The organism is Elusimicrobiales bacterium, from assembly GCA_041651175.1.
In the GTDB taxonomy this organism is placed as follows: Bacteria; Elusimicrobiota; Elusimicrobia; order Elusimicrobiales; family Elusimicrobiaceae; genus JAQTYB01.
Window position 1 is genome coordinate 137,066 of sequence record JBAZJT010000002.1, and the last position, 15,713, is coordinate 152,778.

General features: G+C 59.7%; 15 protein-coding genes and 1 tRNA gene. 7 read left to right on the top strand and 9 right to left on the bottom strand.

From position 1 onward, the window contains the following. Nucleotides 1–23: 23 nt before the first annotated feature. The 3 genes from WC421_02290 (at nucleotide 24) to uvrB (ending at nucleotide 3,110) form a co-directional block, all read left to right on the top strand. Nucleotides 24–599, top strand: a complete 576-nt coding sequence (locus WC421_02290; GenBank protein ID MFA5161051.1) for a hypothetical protein — start codon at nucleotides 24–26, stop codon at nucleotides 597–599. Nucleotides 600–693: 94 nt separating this feature from the next. Next, on the top strand, nucleotides 694–1,059 hold the full coding sequence (locus tag WC421_02295) for an FKBP-type peptidyl-prolyl cis-trans isomerase (protein MFA5161052.1): 366 nt from the start codon (nucleotides 694–696) through the stop codon (nucleotides 1,057–1,059). After that, entirely contained in the window at nucleotides 1,050–3,110 is a 2,061-nt protein-coding gene (gene uvrB / locus WC421_02300) for an excinuclease ABC subunit UvrB (protein ID MFA5161053.1), read from the top strand. The genes WC421_02295 and uvrB overlap by 10 nt, the downstream gene beginning before the upstream one ends. Nucleotides 3,111–3,218: 108 nt before the next feature. Here the strand turns inward: uvrB and WC421_02305 are convergent, their stop codons facing one another. Together WC421_02305 and WC421_02310 are read right to left on the bottom strand one after the other, a co-directional pair. Then, nucleotides 3,219–4,400, bottom strand: coding sequence for an acetyl-CoA C-acetyltransferase (locus tag WC421_02305; GenBank protein ID MFA5161054.1), 1,182 nt, complete (start codon nucleotides 4,398–4,400; stop codon nucleotides 3,219–3,221). A gap of 169 nt (nucleotides 4,401–4,569) precedes the next feature. Next, nucleotides 4,570–5,814 (bottom strand): aminotransferase class III-fold pyridoxal phosphate-dependent enzyme, encoded by a 1,245-nt coding sequence (locus WC421_02310; protein MFA5161055.1) that lies wholly within the window; start codon nucleotides 5,812–5,814, stop codon nucleotides 4,570–4,572. A 107-nt stretch (nucleotides 5,815–5,921) separates the two neighbouring features. On the opposite strand from WC421_02310, the gene gdhA reads away from it, so the two are divergent. Next, a complete protein-coding gene (gene gdhA, locus WC421_02315) occupies nucleotides 5,922–7,283 on the top strand; it encodes an NADP-specific glutamate dehydrogenase (GenBank protein ID MFA5161056.1) in 1,362 nt (453 codons plus the stop codon). A gap of 14 nt (nucleotides 7,284–7,297) precedes the next feature. Next, nucleotides 7,298–7,456 carry a hypothetical protein gene (locus WC421_02320; GenBank protein MFA5161057.1) on the top strand — a complete coding sequence of 53 codons (159 nt, stop codon included), beginning with the start codon at nucleotides 7,298–7,300 and terminating at the stop codon, nucleotides 7,454–7,456. 164 nt (nucleotides 7,457–7,620) lie between these two features. Here the strand turns inward: WC421_02320 and pssA are convergent, their stop codons facing one another. The 7 genes from pssA to WC421_02355 form a co-directional block, all read right to left on the bottom strand. After that, nucleotides 7,621–8,463 carry a CDP-diacylglycerol--serine O-phosphatidyltransferase gene (pssA, locus tag WC421_02325; GenBank protein ID MFA5161058.1) on the bottom strand — a complete coding sequence of 281 codons (843 nt, stop codon included), beginning with the start codon at nucleotides 8,461–8,463 and terminating at the stop codon, nucleotides 7,621–7,623. After that, nucleotides 8,450–9,139, bottom strand: coding sequence for a phosphatidylserine decarboxylase (locus WC421_02330; protein MFA5161059.1), 690 nt, complete (start codon nucleotides 9,137–9,139; stop codon nucleotides 8,450–8,452). Before WC421_02330 ends, pssA begins: the two co-directional genes overlap by 14 nt. Before the next feature lie 14 nt (nucleotides 9,140–9,153). Continuing rightward, nucleotides 9,154–9,237 (bottom strand) — tRNA-Leu (locus WC421_02335). 77 nt (nucleotides 9,238–9,314) lie between these two features. Continuing rightward, complete coding sequence (locus WC421_02340; protein ID MFA5161060.1) at nucleotides 9,315–9,965, bottom strand: hemerythrin domain-containing protein; 651 nt, start codon at nucleotides 9,963–9,965, stop codon at nucleotides 9,315–9,317. A gap of 91 nt (nucleotides 9,966–10,056) precedes the next feature. Beyond that, on the bottom strand, nucleotides 10,057–11,139 hold the full coding sequence (locus WC421_02345; protein MFA5161061.1) for an LptF/LptG family permease: 1,083 nt from the start codon (nucleotides 11,137–11,139) through the stop codon (nucleotides 10,057–10,059). Beyond that, entirely contained in the window at nucleotides 11,136–12,236 is a 1,101-nt protein-coding gene (locus WC421_02350; GenBank protein ID MFA5161062.1) for an LptF/LptG family permease, read from the bottom strand. Before WC421_02350 ends, WC421_02345 begins: the two co-directional genes overlap by 4 nt. A gap of 182 nt (nucleotides 12,237–12,418) precedes the next feature. Then, nucleotides 12,419–12,574 carry a hypothetical protein gene (locus tag WC421_02355; GenBank protein ID MFA5161063.1) on the bottom strand — a complete coding sequence of 52 codons (156 nt, stop codon included), beginning with the start codon at nucleotides 12,572–12,574 and terminating at the stop codon, nucleotides 12,419–12,421. Nucleotides 12,575–12,637: 63 nt separating this feature from the next. Between WC421_02355 and WC421_02360 the strand changes: the two genes are divergently transcribed. Then, nucleotides 12,638–14,122 carry a hypothetical protein gene (locus tag WC421_02360; protein MFA5161064.1) on the top strand — a complete coding sequence of 495 codons (1,485 nt, stop codon included), beginning with the start codon at nucleotides 12,638–12,640 and terminating at the stop codon, nucleotides 14,120–14,122. Further along, nucleotides 14,122–15,399, top strand: a complete 1,278-nt coding sequence (eno, locus tag WC421_02365) for a phosphopyruvate hydratase (protein ID MFA5161065.1) — start codon at nucleotides 14,122–14,124, stop codon at nucleotides 15,397–15,399. Before WC421_02360 ends, eno begins: the two co-directional genes overlap by 1 nt. Nucleotides 15,400–15,713: the final 314 nt, after the last annotated feature.

The window sequence follows — 15,713 nt, forward strand, 5'->3', positions numbered from 1 at the left end:
GCTTCGCCCGGAAGGAGGCTGGAATGAGAATTGGTCGCGCATGGCTGCCGGTTGCGGCGGCGATTTTGTTTGCGTGCGGTTTAGCTTATTCCCAGGAGGACGGCGGCAGCGGCCAATCGTCCGGCGGGGACGAGTCCTCCCGGCAGTCCGGCGGCGGCGATTCGGGCGGACAGGGAAATTCCAAAAAGGTCAAGAAAGCCGTGGCCAAAGCTCTCAAAAGCGAAAAAAAAGGAGGCAATTCGGGACAGAAAAAGGACCTGAAATCCCTGGATAAGTATCTGGCGGCCGCAAAAAACGACAAAAGCGGCCCCGCCAATCAGGACGCGATGGAGGCGGCAGTCGCCAAATGGTACAGCAACAACGGCGAAGCCAACGGCGCAAACGACAGCAGGCCCCCGTCGGCTGAGGGAAAGAAGTTTGCCAAAAAAGTGATGAAGCTGATGAAATCCGGCGGAAAGGAGGGTAAAGGCGGCAAGGGCGGTGGCGGTTCCTGCTGCGGAGGAGACGGTGGTGATGAAAGCGGCGGAGGAGGTGGTGGTGACGAAAGCGGCGGAGGAGGTGGTGGTGACGAAAGCGGCGGAGGAAGCGGCGGCGGATAGCAGGTTTCCCGTATCATTCGCCGTTGGCGGAAAAATCCGCCGGCGGCGTTTTTTTTTATAATATTGTCTCGGATACGAAACAACAGGAGGTATTATGCCCGACAATGAAATGACCACCAAATCCGGCCTGCGCTATGCTGAGACAAAGCCCGGCGACGGCGAAATGCCCTCCCGCGGCAAAAAAGTCACGGTCCATTACACCGGCACGTTCGCCGACGGCAGGAAATTTGACAGCTCACTTGACCGCAAATGCCCGTTTGAATTCGTAATCGGCATGGGCCAGGTCATAAAAGGCTGGGACGAAGGCGTCATGACCATGAAAACCGGAGGCAAAAGGCGGCTTTACATCCCCTCTGCGCTGGCTTACGGAAAACGCGGCGCGGGCAGCGTCATTCCGCCGGACACCGACCTTGTTTTCGACGTGGAGCTGCTGAAGGTGGAGGACGCCGATTGCTTCTGAAGCTCTCCGCCCCGTTTGCTCCCTCCGGCGGCCAGCCGGCGGCTATAGAGACGCTTTGCCGCAACATCTCCTCCGGCAGGCGCGACAATGTGCTGCTGGGCGTAACCGGCTCCGGCAAGACCTATACCATGGCCTGCGTGATGGAGCGGCTGCAAAAACCCGCGCTGGTCATCTCGCCCAACAAGGTGCTGGCCGCCCAGCTTTATGCCGAGTTCAGGAGTTTTTTCCCCGAAAACGCGGTGGAGTATTTCATCTCCTACTACGACTATTACCAGCCGGAGGCCTATGTCCCGCAGACCGACACCTATATTGAAAAAGACTCCGCCATCAACGAGCATATAGACAAGCTGCGGCTCAAGGCTACAACCTCGCTGCTGACACGGCGGGACACGGTGGTGGTGGCGTCGGTTTCCTGCATTTACAATATCGGCTCGCCGGAGAGTTATGCGCAGATGCGAGTGCCTTTCGCAAAAGGCGCGGCCGCTTCCCGCGTGGAACTCTCGGCCAGGCTGGTGCAGATTCATTATGAGCGCAACGAGGCGGAATTCTCCGCCGGAAAATTCCGGCTGCGCGGCGGCGCGCTGGACATATTCCCGCCCTATTCGCAGAATGCGCTGCGCGTGGTTGTGGAGGGCGGCGCCATCGCCTCAATCCATGAAATGAATCCGCTGACGGGCGACCTGCTCTCGGAGCTTGGCGAGGCGCTGGTTTACCCCGCAAAACATTTTGTCGCCACAAAAGACGGGGTGGAGCGCGCCGTGTCCGCCATACGCGCCGAACTAAAAGGCCGGCTGGCGGAGCTTAAATCCGACGGCAAACTGCTGGAGGCCCAGCGGCTGGAGCAGCGCACCGGATACGACATTGAAATGCTGGAGCAGATGGGCTGGTGTTCGGGGGTGGAGAATTATTCGCGCCATCTTGACGGACGCTCCCCGGGGCAGAGGCCGCTTTCGCTGCTGGACTATTTCCGGTCCGGCGATTTTCTTGTTTTCATAGACGAATCGCATGTAACCGTGCCGCAAATACGCGGGATGCACGAGGGCGACCGCTCCCGCAAGCAGACTCTGGTTGACTTCGGCTTCCGGCTGCCGTCCGCTTTGGACAACAGGCCGCTTAAATTCTCCGAATTTGAATCCCTGCTTCCGCCGACGGTGTATGTTTCCGCCACACCCGGGCCTTATGAACTGGAAAAAACCTGCGGCGCGCAGGGTAAAGCCGGTTTTGCCGCCTGCTCCGGCAAGGACGGCGTGGCCGAGCAGATAATACGCCCCACCGGCCTTGCGGATCCGCCGGTGTCGGTGTATCCGGCAAAGGGCCAGATTCAGCATTTGTCGGAAAAGATAAAAGAGCGCGCCGCAAAAGGCGAACGCACTCTGGTGCTGGCTTTGACTAAAAAGACCGCGGAGGATTTGTCGGCCTATCTTGCGTCCAAAGGCGTCAGGGCCCGCTACCTGCATTCCGACATAGAGACGCTGGAGCGCATAGAGATTCTCAACGCGCTGCGCAAGGGCGAGTTTGACGCGCTGGTGGGAATCAATCTGCTGCGCGAGGGGCTGGACGTGCCGGAAGTCTCGCTTGTGGCCATACTGGAGGCAGACAACGAGGGATTTCTGCGCAGCGAGACCACTCTTATCCAGATAGCGGGCCGCGCCGCCCGCCATGCCGGAGGCGAAGTGGCATTGTATGCGGACAGGCGCACCGGCTCCATGGACCGCGCCCTTGCCGAAATGTCGCGCCGGCGGGAAATTCAGCTTGCCTATAACAAGGCGCACGGCATAACGCCCCGGACCATAATAAAAGCCGCGCGCGAGCTTGAGGAGCTGCGGCAGGATTCCCGCCGGGCCGGGCTGGACGCGCTGAACGGTTTTGAGAAGGAAAACATCACGCCCGAAAACCTGCCTAAGCTGGCGGCAAGCATGGAATCCCAGATGCGCCATGCCGCCGACAATCTGGATTTTGAGCTGGCCGCGCAATTGCGCGACAGGCTTTTTGAGCTTAGGGACATGGCCGTAAAACCCGCCGCGAAATCAAAATCCCGCCGCAAGCGGTAGGCGGTGGTCCCGTTTTACGCAACCGGACAGCGGAGTCCGGCGGCGGCTGCCGGGACATTCCCGCGCCAGCCGCCGCCCAGGTTCACGCTGCAAACTGCAATTTCGTGGTTATGCCAGTTCAACGCACATCGCTATGCCCATGCCGCCGCCTATGCAGAGCGTGGCCAGGCCTTTTTTGACGGCGCGGCGCCGCATCTCGTAAAGCAATGTTATCAGTATGCGCGCGCCGCTTGCGCCGATGGGATGGCCCAGCGCTATCGCGCCGCCGTTGACGTTTACGATATCGCCGTTAAAGCCCAGCTCCTTTGCGACCGCAAGCGACTGGGCGGCGAAAGCCTCGTTGGCCTCTATAAGGCCGACGTCGGAGAGTTTCCAGCCCGCCTTGGCCAGCGCGGCCCTGACGGCCTCCACCGGCCCTATACCCATCACCGACGGGTCCGTGCCGTGCCAGGCGTATGAGGCAATTCTGGCCAGCGGCTTGAGGTTGTTGGCTTTCACCGCTTCCTCGGAAGCCACGATAACGCAGGCCGCGCCGTCGTTGATGCCGGAGGAATTGGCAGCGGTAACCGTGCCGTCCTTTTTGAACGCGGGGCGCAGCGCGCCCAGCTTCTCCGCCGTAACGCCGGCTTTGGGAAACTCGTCTTTTTCAAAAGCCACCGGCTCGCCCTTGCGCTGCGGTATCATCACCGGGAGGATTTCATCCCTGAACTTCCCGGCGGCGATGGCCTTTTCCGCCTTGTTCTGCGAGGCGGTGGCGAAAGCATCCTGCTCCTGGCGGGTGATGCCGTATTTGGCGGCCAGATTCTCTGCGGTTATGCCCATGTGGTAATTGTTGAAAATGTCCCAGAGACCGTCGGCAATCATGCTGTCCACAAGCTCGCCGTTGCCCATTCTGTAGCCGGTGCGGGCTTTTTTAAGCAGATAGGGCGAATTGCTCATGCTCTCCGTTCCGCCGGCCAGCACAAGCTGCGCGTCGCCGCATTTGACCGACTGCGCCGCCATCGCCACCGCCCTCATGCCGGAGCCGCAGACCATGTTCACGGTAAGCGCGGTCTTTTCCTTTGGAATGCCGGCGTTCACGGCGGCCTGCCGCGCCACGTTCTGGCCTTGCCCGGCCTGAAGGATGCAGCCCATCAGCACTTCATCAACCGCGGCGGGGTCCAGCCCGTGTTTTTTAATCAGCCCGGCGACCACAGTCCTGCCCAGCTCCGCCGCCGTCACGTCGGCCAGCGCGCCGCCGAAATTTCCTATGGCGGTCCTTGCGCCGCCCGCTATGTACGCCTGTGTCATATTCCCTCCGGTAATGTGCTGGCGATTCTTCCGGCATAAAATGAGAACCGTGAATCACCATTCACTTTTTAGCAAAAAGCGCCCGGCCTGTCAACCATTTCCGGCGCGCCGGAGGGGCCCGGGCCGCGCCCGAAGGGCCGGGATATCGCCGGAGAACCCCGCGCCGGGGCTACATCAGTTTTCTGGCTTCGGCAAGGGATTCGCCTATCATGTCCGCCGCATGGGAGAGGTCTTTATCGGTATGGCGGTAGGCGATATAGCCGTGATGATACGGCTGGAGGAAAATTTTCCGCCGTATAAGCTGGGTGTAGAATTCGTTGCGCAGTTGCTTGTAGAGCTGCTTGTCGTCCTTGTCAAAGGTGATAAACGGCATCCACGGCGCGCCGCTCAGGCGGCAGGGCACGCCGGAGGCGGCCAGGATTTTTTCCGTCTTGCGGGCGAATTTTTCGCCCTTGGCGCGGATTTTGCCCAGAATGTCGTCGCGCCGCATGATTTCTATGGTTTTCAGCGCGGCCACCTGCGCCAGGCTGTTGGGAAAGAATGTGGAGCTTAAAAACACCTTCTGCTCCAGCATATTCATGATTTCGGCCTTGCCGGCGACGACGCTAAGCTCGTAGCCGTTGGCTATCGCCTTGCCGAAGACCGACAGGTCCGGGGTTACGCCGAACTCCTTCTGCGCGCCGCCGATATTGACGCGGAAGCCGGAGCGTATCTCGTCAAAAACCAGCACCGCGCCGTGTTTGCGCGCCAGTTCCCTGACGCCTTCCAGGTATCCCGGTTTGGGCATCTGCACTTCATGCGCCAGCGGATGGCCGACGGGGGTTATTATCACCGCCGCCGTGTCCGGGCCGTGGGTTTTAAGCAGGGATTCCAACCCGTCCAAATCGTTGTAATGGAATTCAAAAATATCCTCGTAGAGTTTGGGCGGCACGCCGCCTTTGACTTCAACGCACCAGTCATGCCAGCCGTGATAGCCGCAGCGCAGCACCTTGGTCCTGCCGGTAAATGCCCGCGCCACGCGCACCGCCACTGAAGTGGCGTCGGAGCCGGTTTTTACCAGCACGGCCTTCTCGCACGAGGGGATGATTTCCCTGAGTTTTCTGACCAGCTCGTTCTGGTAGGATTGCGTCAGCGACATGCAGAAACCTTTGCTTTTTATCTGGGAGATGACGGCATTGTCAATCTCGCGCTCGCGGTGGCCTATGATGATGGGGCCGTAGGCGCAAAGCATGTCCAGATACTCGTTGCCGTCCACATCCGTAACCTTGCCGCCTTTGGCGGAGTCAAAGAATATCGGATATTCTCCGGGGACGAAATTATAAGGCCGCCTTATGCCGGCGACCGCGCCGGGAACCAGCTCCCAGGCCTCTTTATAAAGGGAATTAGTTTTTTCCAGATTTAGTTTTTCAGTCATAGGGCAATTATACAAAACCAAGCGCGGTTCATTGACACGCCGTCGCAAAAGTTCCAGAATGTGGGAAAACAGCACCTGTTTTCGCTGTTTTATAACAGGAGGCAATCATGCCAGTCACTCAGACCAGCCGCTCCTATGCGGAAGAACTGGTTGCAGAAGTAAAACGTAAAAACCCCGGAGAAAAGGAATTCCACCAGGCCGTTGAAGAAGTAATGGCCTCGCTGGCGCCGGTCATAGAGCGCCACCCCGAATACAAAAAAGCGAAAATCCTTGAAAGAATCGTGGAGCCGGAACGCACGATTTCCTTCCGCGTCACCTGGACCGACGACAAGGGCGAAGTCCACGTCAACCGCGGTTACCGCGTGCAGTTCAACAGCGCGCTGGGGCCGTACAAGGGCGGGCTGCGCTTCCATTCCAGCGTTTATGTGGGAATACTGAAATTCCTGGGATTTGAGCAGGTTTTCAAGAACAGCCTCACCACGCTGCCAATGGGCGGCGGCAAGGGCGGCAGCGATTTTGACGCGCGCGGCAAATCGGAGGCGGAAGTGATGCGCTTCTGCCAGGCTTTCATGAGCGAGCTGTTCCGCCACATCGGCCCGGATACCGACGTTCCCGCAGGCGACCTCGGCGTGGGCGGACGCGAAATCGGCTACATGTTCGGGCAGTACAAAAAGCTGGTCAACCGCTTTGAAGGCGTGCTGACCGGCAAGGGGCTTTCGTTCGGCGGCAGCCTCATACGCACGGAGGCCACCGGCTACGGCCTGGTCTATTTCGCGCAGGAGATGCTGACCGCGCGGGGAGACTCGTTCAAGGGCAAGACCTGCGTCATCTCCGGCGCGGGCAACGTGGGCCTGCATGCGATAGAGAAAATCAACGAGCTGGGCGGCAAAGTCGTGGCCATGACCGACTACGACGGCACGGTCTACGACAAGGACGGCATAGACCCCGAAAAGCTGGCCTGGACCAAAGAACTGGTGTTTGCGCGCCGCGGCAGCCTGCGCGAATATACGCGCAAGTACTCCAAGGCGGAGTTCCTGGAAGGCAAGAAATCCTGGAGCGTCAAGTGCGACATCGCGCTTCCCACCGCCTGCGAAAACGAGCTGGACGGTGACGCGGCGGAGACGCTGCTTGCCAACGGCTGCTTCTGCGTGGCGGAAGGCTCCAACATGCCCTCCACGCCGGAAGCCATAGAGGCGTTCCGCCGGGCGAAAATACTGTTTGCCCCCGGAAAGGCGTCCAATGCCGGTGGCGTGGCGACATCGGGGCTTGAAATGTCGCAGAACAGCATGCGCCTTAGCTGGTCCCGCGAAGAGGTTGACAAATACCTCCAGCGGATAATGAAGGACATTCATTCCTCCTGCGCCAAAGCGGCGGAGGAATACGGCATGAAAGGCAGCTATGTGGACGGCGCCAATATCGCCGGCTTCAAGAAAGTGGCCGACGCCATGCTCGCGCAGGGAATTGTGTAATTGCGCCCTCAGTCATGAAAAAACCGGCCATTGAAGTGGCCGGTTTTTTTATGACGCAGGCCGGGAGACGCTACCTTGGCCGCGGGATTAGCCTGAATGTTTCAGTTGGATTGCGGGATTCGGCGAAAAATCGCTTCATACTGCCTTCACAAAATTATCCTTTCGCGCAGTGAGGCGCGCGCGGATAATTTTGTTCGGCATTATTTCGCGCTTTTTCGCCTCGGTCCTCGCAACCAACTGAAACATTCAGGTTAGATGAGCATACCGCAAGGAAAATTCTGCACAGGAACGTCCCGCCGGGCTCCGCCGAATTCCGCTGTCCAGCTGCAGTTTTTGGTTACATGCCCTCGGGATGGGGGGCCGGAGGATCCGTCTGTTCATGCGGCGCGCCGGTGCGGCGCTGCGCCGCGCCGGGAAGCAGTTTTCTGACCATGGCCCAGAACCCCGCCGCCAGGCCAGAGAGCACATACAGCGAGAACGCCACGAAAAGCGAATCCTGCGGATACCTGTAGGCCGTAAAAATGAATGCCACCGCAAACAGCAGCCCCCATATCGTCTTGGGGCGGAACAAGTTGGACTGCTTGAACGCCGCATACGGTATGGTGGACACCATCAGAAATCCCAGCCCCAGCATCAGAAACGGCAGAATGTTGTAGAACACCGACATGGGGGCCGCCAGCAGCCGGAAGGAGTGCATCTCGCCGCTTGCCTCCATGAGGCTGTAGGCTATCACAAAAGATGCCAGTATGCCCGCCGCGCCCGGTATCGGCAGGCCGGTGAAATTCTGCTTGGAGCTTTTGCCCTCCAGGCTCATCACGTTAAAACGCGCCAAGCGCAGCGCGCCGCACATCGCGTAGATAAACGCCACCGGGTAGCCCCAGAAGCCGTAATCCTTGAGATGGAACAGATATAGTATCAGCGCCGGCGCCGCGCCGAAAGACAGGAAGTCCGCCAGCGAATCCATCTCTATGCCGAATTTGGTTTCGCCCTTTACCATGCGGGCCACCCTGCCGTCCAGGGAATCCATCAGCATCGCGCCGATTATAAACCAGCCGGCGCGGGCGAACTCCTTGTCTATCGCCGATATGATGGCGAAAAAGCCGAACGCTATGTTGGCGATGGTAAACAGCGACGGCAGTGTAACCTGTCCGGTGCGTTTCAGTTTTTCAATGGTTATCATTCCACAATCCCAGCACGGTAAGCCCGCCTTCCACCTTTTGCCCGGGCTTTACCAGCACCCGCGCGGTGTCCGGCAGGTATATCGCCGCCTGCGAGCCGAAGTATATCAGCCCTATGCGCTGGCCGGCTTTGACGGCATCGCCCGGTTTGACCCAGCATGCTATGCGCCGGGCGATGGCGCCGGTTATCTGCTCCACATGCGCGTAGCGCGCGCCGCTTTTTATCTGGATGAGGTTGCGCTCGTTCTGTGCGGCTTCCGGCGCGCTGGCCACCGCGAACCGGCCTTTTGTGTAGACGACTTCCCCAATATCGCCGTCCATTGTGGCGCGCTGTATGTGCACGTCGAATACCGACAGGAAAATGCGCACCACGGTTACGCCGGGCTGCCCCTCGTTTTTCACACTGAGGACGCGCCCGTCGGCGGGGCAGGCGATTTCATCCGGCGCGAACACGGCGGCGCGCTCCGGGTTCCTGAAAAAATAGGCGAAGGCGAAGGCCGCCGCAAACCCCAGCGGCGCCAGTCCCAGCATGTCTCCGAGAGTGGGCCAGAGGAATTTAAGCGCCACGCCCGCGGCGGCCACATACAGCGCGCCCCAGATGAAACGCTTTCCCTCCGCCGTGGGGCTGAGCATTCCGGCGAAAACCTGCTCCAGGAATTTATTTATGTCGGCAATCATGCGCAATCTCCGGTTGGGCGGGGCGGGAATTGAACCCGCAAGACCTTGCGGCCAACGGATTTTAAGTCCGTCGCGTCTGCCAGTTCCGCCACCCGCCCTTTAGGGCAGATACCGATATGATAGCAAATGCGGACTGTCCAAAGCCCTTCATCCGTTGCCCCGGGGCAGGCGGCAGCTATGTAACTTTGGTGCCGCAGCTGCTGCAAAACGTCGCGTTGGGCGGCAGGCTCAGGCTGCAGGACGGGCAGGTTTTTGTTTCCAGATTCTCGCCGCAGTTGGTGCAGAATTTGCCGGTGCCGGTTATCACTTCGTTGCATTTGGGGCATTTGGCGACGCCCAGCAGGAAGCCGCACTGCCCGCAGAATTTTCCTCTGCCCGCCGGATTGCCGCATTTGGGGCAGATGACTTCCGTTCTTGTTGTTGTTTCCGCGCCGCCGGAGCTTTTGATGAATGCGCCCCACTGCATGTCGGCTTTGGTCACATGCAGCACCAGCCAGTCTATGATGTCGCGGTGGACTTCTATGGGGAAATCCGGCGCCAGGCAGGATTTGCGCTTTATGTTCTGGAATTTCTTCCTGAAATACTCGTGCTGGGTGACGTGAATGTCCACATCCGGATATTTCCTGTCGCGCAGCAGCTTCTCTTCCTCGGTAAAGTGCAGGTTTATGAATCTTTCCAGAAATTTGAACAGGTACCTTGTGCCTTCCTCCACCTGGTTTTCCGCGATGTTGCGGCTGTAGAGGTCAAGGCACTCGAACAGGTCTTTGTAATGCCTGTCCAGGCTTTCCAGGCCGGTTTCCCTGAATTCGTTCCAGTACAGAACCATAGGTCTCCCTGATAGTCTAAGATGTTCTGCCTATGTATAGTATATACCAAATATAGTGAGGTTTCAACAAATATGCAATTTGATGTAGGTATCAGAGGCCTGATTTCCGCACCAGAAAAAACGCGCTGGCGCCGAAGGCCGCCGCCGGCAGCCAGGCCGATACTGCGGGAGAGAGCATCCCCGCCTCTCCCGCGCTTCTGGCGATGGAGGCCGTCCACCAGAAAACAAAAGCCAGCGCGATGGCCGCCGTGAAATGCAGCATCTTCCCGGCGCGGCGCACTTTTACCGCGAAAGGCAGCGCCGTAAGGCACAGGAACAGATTCACCCAGGGCGCGGCCAGCTTGAAATGCAGGAACACCTCTTCCCTCCGCCGCGAGGAGCCGGTGCGCTTTAACACCTTTATCCGGCGCAGCAGTTCCGAAACCGTTACGTCCTCCGGCCAGATTTTATCCGCGCTTATCAGCTGCGGCTCTATATCCACGCCGGAATCCCAGGAGTCGAATTTTTTAACCTCCACCCCGCCTTCGGGCGAAAAAGTGCGCTGTGTCCCGTTGAAAAACATCCAGCGCCCGGTTCGCGGCTGCCAGCGGGCCAGCGGCGCCTCGGCCTGGAATTTGGCGCGCCCCGCGTCCTGGCGGGTGTAGGACGCGGTTTTCATCTCGCCGGAGGCGATGTCAAGCTCTGCGGCGGAAAGGAAAACGCCCTCGGACGCGCGCGCGGCGATGTCTTTTTTTATTTCCTGATGATAGTTCTTGTTGCCGGATATTTCGCGCTCGTATATGAACTCCGCGCGGCGGCGCAGCGAGGGGGAGACGGTTTCCGTCAGCGCGAAATGCGCCGCGCAGACAAGCGCGCAGCAGGCGATAACCGGCGCCGCCAGCTGGCGCGGCCTGTAGCCGCTGGAAACCCCCGCCGTCCATTCTCCCGACGCTATCAGTTCCGAGACGCAGAACAGCTCCGCCAGCAGCGCGGCCACCGGCACTATCATAAGCGACCAGAACGGCAGGCTGTGCGCGAAATAGTTGAAAATCACGCGGGTCGGAGCGGAGGTTTTGGAGAAGGCGGACATGTGGTCGAAAATATCGGTCAAAAACACCAGCGCGGAAAACACCCCCAGCCCGAAGAAAAACGGCCCCCAGAATTTTGACGCGATATAGCGGTATAGGATTTTCATCTTCTTGCCGTTTTAATCCACAGCGCCGCGCCGGCGGCCATGCCCAGCGCGTCGGGCAGCCAGGGCCACCACCAGGCGGCAGGCCCGTCGCTGCGCCGGCCCAGGTTGACGCCGCAGGCCGTGGCCGCGTAGAAACCGAACAGTATCGCTATGCTCAGCACCATCGCCCAGGCCCGGTTTTTGGGCGTTACCGCGAAAGCCAGCGGGCAGCCCAGGCAGAAAAACACCAGCGGCGACAGCGTCAGCGCCAGCCGGGCGGCGGCCTCCGCCCTGTATTCCGCGCGCCGCCTCTGCGTAAGCTGGGGGGAGGCTGCCCCCCGCGCAATCTCCGGCGTTGACATCTCGGTTAGCGAGACGGAGCGGTTCTCCAGTTTCGCCTCCGGCGGTATTGAGACGCCGTAGCTGCCGTATTCGGCGATTATGGTGCGCGACGAATCCCCGGCGCAGACGCGCTGCATCTCTCCGTCGTAGAGTTCCAGCAGCAGGCCGGAAGGCGACACCGCATAATGCCCGCGCGGCGCGCTTACGCGCATTGTCCAGTTGGCCTTTCCGCTGCCGGAGGGGTATTTGAACAGCAGCACGCGCTCCAGCGCGCCCGTGGCCGCATCCGCCTCGGCGGCGTAGAACTGCCACTGCCCGATATGCAGCATGGTTTTGGGTTCTATGCGCAGCGATTTTATTTTCGCGCTCACCGCGTAGCCGGATTCCCTGAACCGCCGAAATCCCTCCGGCGCGGCGAAATTGTTAAGCCACAGCATCGCGCCGCACAGCGCCAGCGACGCCGCGCCGAATGGCCATGTTATCTGCCGGAACGAGAACCCCGCCGCGCGCAGCGCCAGCAGCTCTCCCCGCTCGGCCATAAGCCCCATCGCCAGCAGCAGCGCGGTCTGAAAGGCCATGGGCAGGCTCATCGCCAGCATTCCCGGCGCCAGCTGCGCCATGCTGTAGAATATCCAGCCCGCGGGCGCGCCGATTTTGACGGCCTCGCCCATCACGCGCGCGAACTGGTTCATGAACAGCACGGCATAGAAAACCGCCGCCGACAATGCCAGATACGGCAGCACAAGCCGCAGAATATACCGCGGAATTATTGCCACGTTCCTATTTTACCCATTTTCCGCAGTTGGTTGCGAGAACCGAGGCGGTGGATGGCGCGGACAGTCCGGTGCAGAGTTTTTCCCAACCTGAAAGGTTCAGTCGGCGCGGGAAGCAGGAATTGCCGGCGGTGCAGCGGCAAACACCGGGGAGGCCAACAACAAACACAGCGATGTTGTTGTTTTCATTTCCACTCCTCCGCTTTGTGGTTGGCTATTGTATCCAGCGCAATGGAATAATCCGTTGTAAACGTCTCACTCAATTTTTCCACTTTCTCCTCATTACCCGTGTTTGCCTGGTTCATTACTTCTTTTACAGCCGCCTTGATGGCTACATCCAAATTGCAACACTCGTCCGGCCTCGCCTATGAAGGTCGGCGCGTTTTTGATATAGTTTATCTGCTATGCAGACTATAAAATTCGGAACAGCGGGCTGGCGCGGACGTATTGCGGAGGATTTCACCGCAGTCAACGTGCAGCGCCTCAGCCACGCGATATCAAGCCACGTCACGGAAAACGCCGAGTACGGCTTCAAGGGCGACCAGTACAAACGGCATCTTTCTCTCACTAAAAAGGCGATGCCTAAATCACCGGCGATCATAATCGGGTATGACACCCGTTATATGTCGGAGCATTTCGCAAGGCTGGCGTCCGGGGCGATGGCCGCCGACGCGATAACCGTGCGGCTGTCCAAAAGCGCCGCCCCCGCGCCGGTTATCGGCTGGGCGGTGGTGGACGGCGCCGCCGTCGGCGGGATGACAATAACCGCCAGCACCGGCCCCTACCACGATAACGGCATCAAATGGACGCCGTTCTGGGGCGGCCAGGCCATACCGGAAGTTACGCTGGACATAGAAAGCCGCCTCTCCGGCGTAACGGCGGCGATGCTGCGCGCCTCTCCGGCGGATTTCATGCGCGAAAGCCCGCTGGTTCAGGCATGCGACTTCCGGGAAGGGTATTTCGCCCATCTGCGCAAGATGATAGACGTTGCCGCGCTGAAAAAAAGCGGAATAAGGCCGGCGGTGGATTCCCTCTACGGTTCGGTAACCGGCTACCTGCGGCCGTTCCTTGAAAGCGCCGGAATCAAAACCGCCGGGCTGCACGAGCAGCGCGACGTATTATTCGGCGGCTATGCGCCCTACACAGGGCCGGAGCCGCTGACGGATCTGCGCAAATTCGTCCCGGCCAATAAAATGGATATCGGCCTGGCCTGCGACTGCGACGGCGACCGCTTCGGCATAGTGGACGCGGACGGCACTTGGGTCTCGCCCAACGAAATCATGGCGCTGGTGCTGGACCATCTGGTCAAAAACCGCAAGATGAAGGGCCGCGTCTGCCGCAGCGTGGTAACATCCCATCTCATAGACGCCGTGGCCAGAACGCATAACCTGGAAGTGCGCGAAACCCCGGTAGGGTTCAAGTACATCGGCGAGCTGATGCGCACCGGCCAGTACCTCATAGGCGGCGAGGAATCGGGCGGACTTTCCATAGCCGGGCACATACCGGACAAGGACGGCATTCTCGCCTGCCTGCTGGTGCTGGAAATGCTGGCCTGCGAGAAAAAGCCCCTCTCCAAAATCCGCCAGGAATTCGCTAAGCGCTACGGGAAACACGACAGCGTCAAAATCAGCGTCCCGGTGGCGGCGGGCAGCTTTAAGACGGTGGAGGAGCGGCTGCTGGTCAAGCCGCCGCTGGACCTGGGCAAATTCTCGGTCTGGCGCATAGACCAGACGGACGGATTCAAGTTCATACTCAAAGATGGCAGCTGGCTGGGGCTGCGCCCCTCCGGCTCGGAGCCGGTGGTCCGGCTTTATGCCGAATCCGCAGACAAAAGCAAGCTGGAGCTGCTGGCCCAGGAAGGCCGCAAAATAATAAAGGGAGAATTCTGATGAAAAAAATAAAGAAGGCCGTTGCAAGGGAAATCTTGGATTCGCGCGGGTTCCCGACCGTGGAAGTGGATGTTATACTGGCCGACGGGACCGTCGGGCGCGCAGCCGTGCCAAGCGGCGCCTCCACCGGCACGCACGAGGCGCTGGAACTGCGCGATGGCGGCAAACGCTTCCTGGGCAAGGGCGTGCAGAAAGCCGTAGCCAACGTCGCAAAGATAAGCGCGAAAATAGCGGGCAAAGACGCCGAAGACCTCCCCGCCCTTGACGGGGCGATGCTGAAACTGGACGGCACGCCCAATAAATCCAAGCTGGGCGCCAACGCGATACTGGGCGTTTCCATGGCGGCGGCCCGGGCGGCGGCAGCGGCAAACAAAACGCCGCTTTACCTGTGGCTGCGCAAGGTCTACGGAATAAAGGGCAAGGATTTCCTTATCCCCACGCCCATGCTAAACATCATAAACGGCGGCAAGCACGCAGACAGCGGCATAGACGTGCAGGAGTTCATGATAGTCCCCGCCGGAATGCCCAAATTCAGCGAGGCGCTGCGCGCCGCCAGCGAGGTTTACCACTCCCTCAAAAAGCTGCTTGCCGCGCGCGGGTTCACGGTCTCCGTGGGCGACGAGGGCGGATTCGCCCCCAAGATCGCAAAGCATACCGTGGTGCTGGACACCATAATGGAAGCGGTGCGCGCCGCGGGATACTCCGACAAGCAGATTTCGCTTGGACTGGACAGCGCGGCCAGCGAGTTCTTCAAGGACGGCGCCTACAGCTTCGAGAAAAAGAACCGCGACGCAGTGGAGATGACCTCCATATACGCCGGCTGGACCAGAAAGTACCCCATAATCTCCTGCGAGGACCCGCTTGCGGAGGACGACTGGCAGGGCTGGAAGCATTTCACCGCGCATCTGGGCGGCGACATCCGCGTGATAGGCGACGATTTGTTCGTCACCAACCCGGAACGGCTCTACCGCGGCATACAGGACGGCGCGGCCAATGCCATACTTATCAAGCTCAACCAGATAGGCTCGGTAACCGAGACCATGCGCGTCATCAAAATGGCGCATGACGCGGGTTATTCCACCGTAATCTCCCACCGCTCCGGCGAGACAGAGGACGCCTTTATCGCCGACCTTGCGGTGGCCACCAACGCCGGCGCCATCAAGACCGGCGCGCCCTGCCGCTCCGAGCGGCTGTGCAAGTACAACCAGCTCATACGGATTGAGGGCGAGCTGGGCGCGAAAGCCGCCTACGCCAAAAACGCGGCCTTTAAGCTGTAATTATCCGCCAGCAGAACGCGTCCCCCGCCCCCAACAGGGCGGGGGACGCGTGTTTTCAACCCCGGATACCCCCGGGCAATACGATAGAACCCGGATTGTGCAATAGACTTGTCCCCCAATAGGCTTTATGGCAGAAATACAGGGTTTTGCCCGCAGCGCAGCGGGGTGAGGCGCGCACACTACCGACGGGCGTGTGCAAGCCGAACACCGCGAAGCTGCGGACCAAAAACCGAAATTTATGCCGTAAATGCTATTGGGGGACAAGTCTAATAGATAGCGAGGACCTAGACGGTGGATGGCGGGGACAGTTCGAC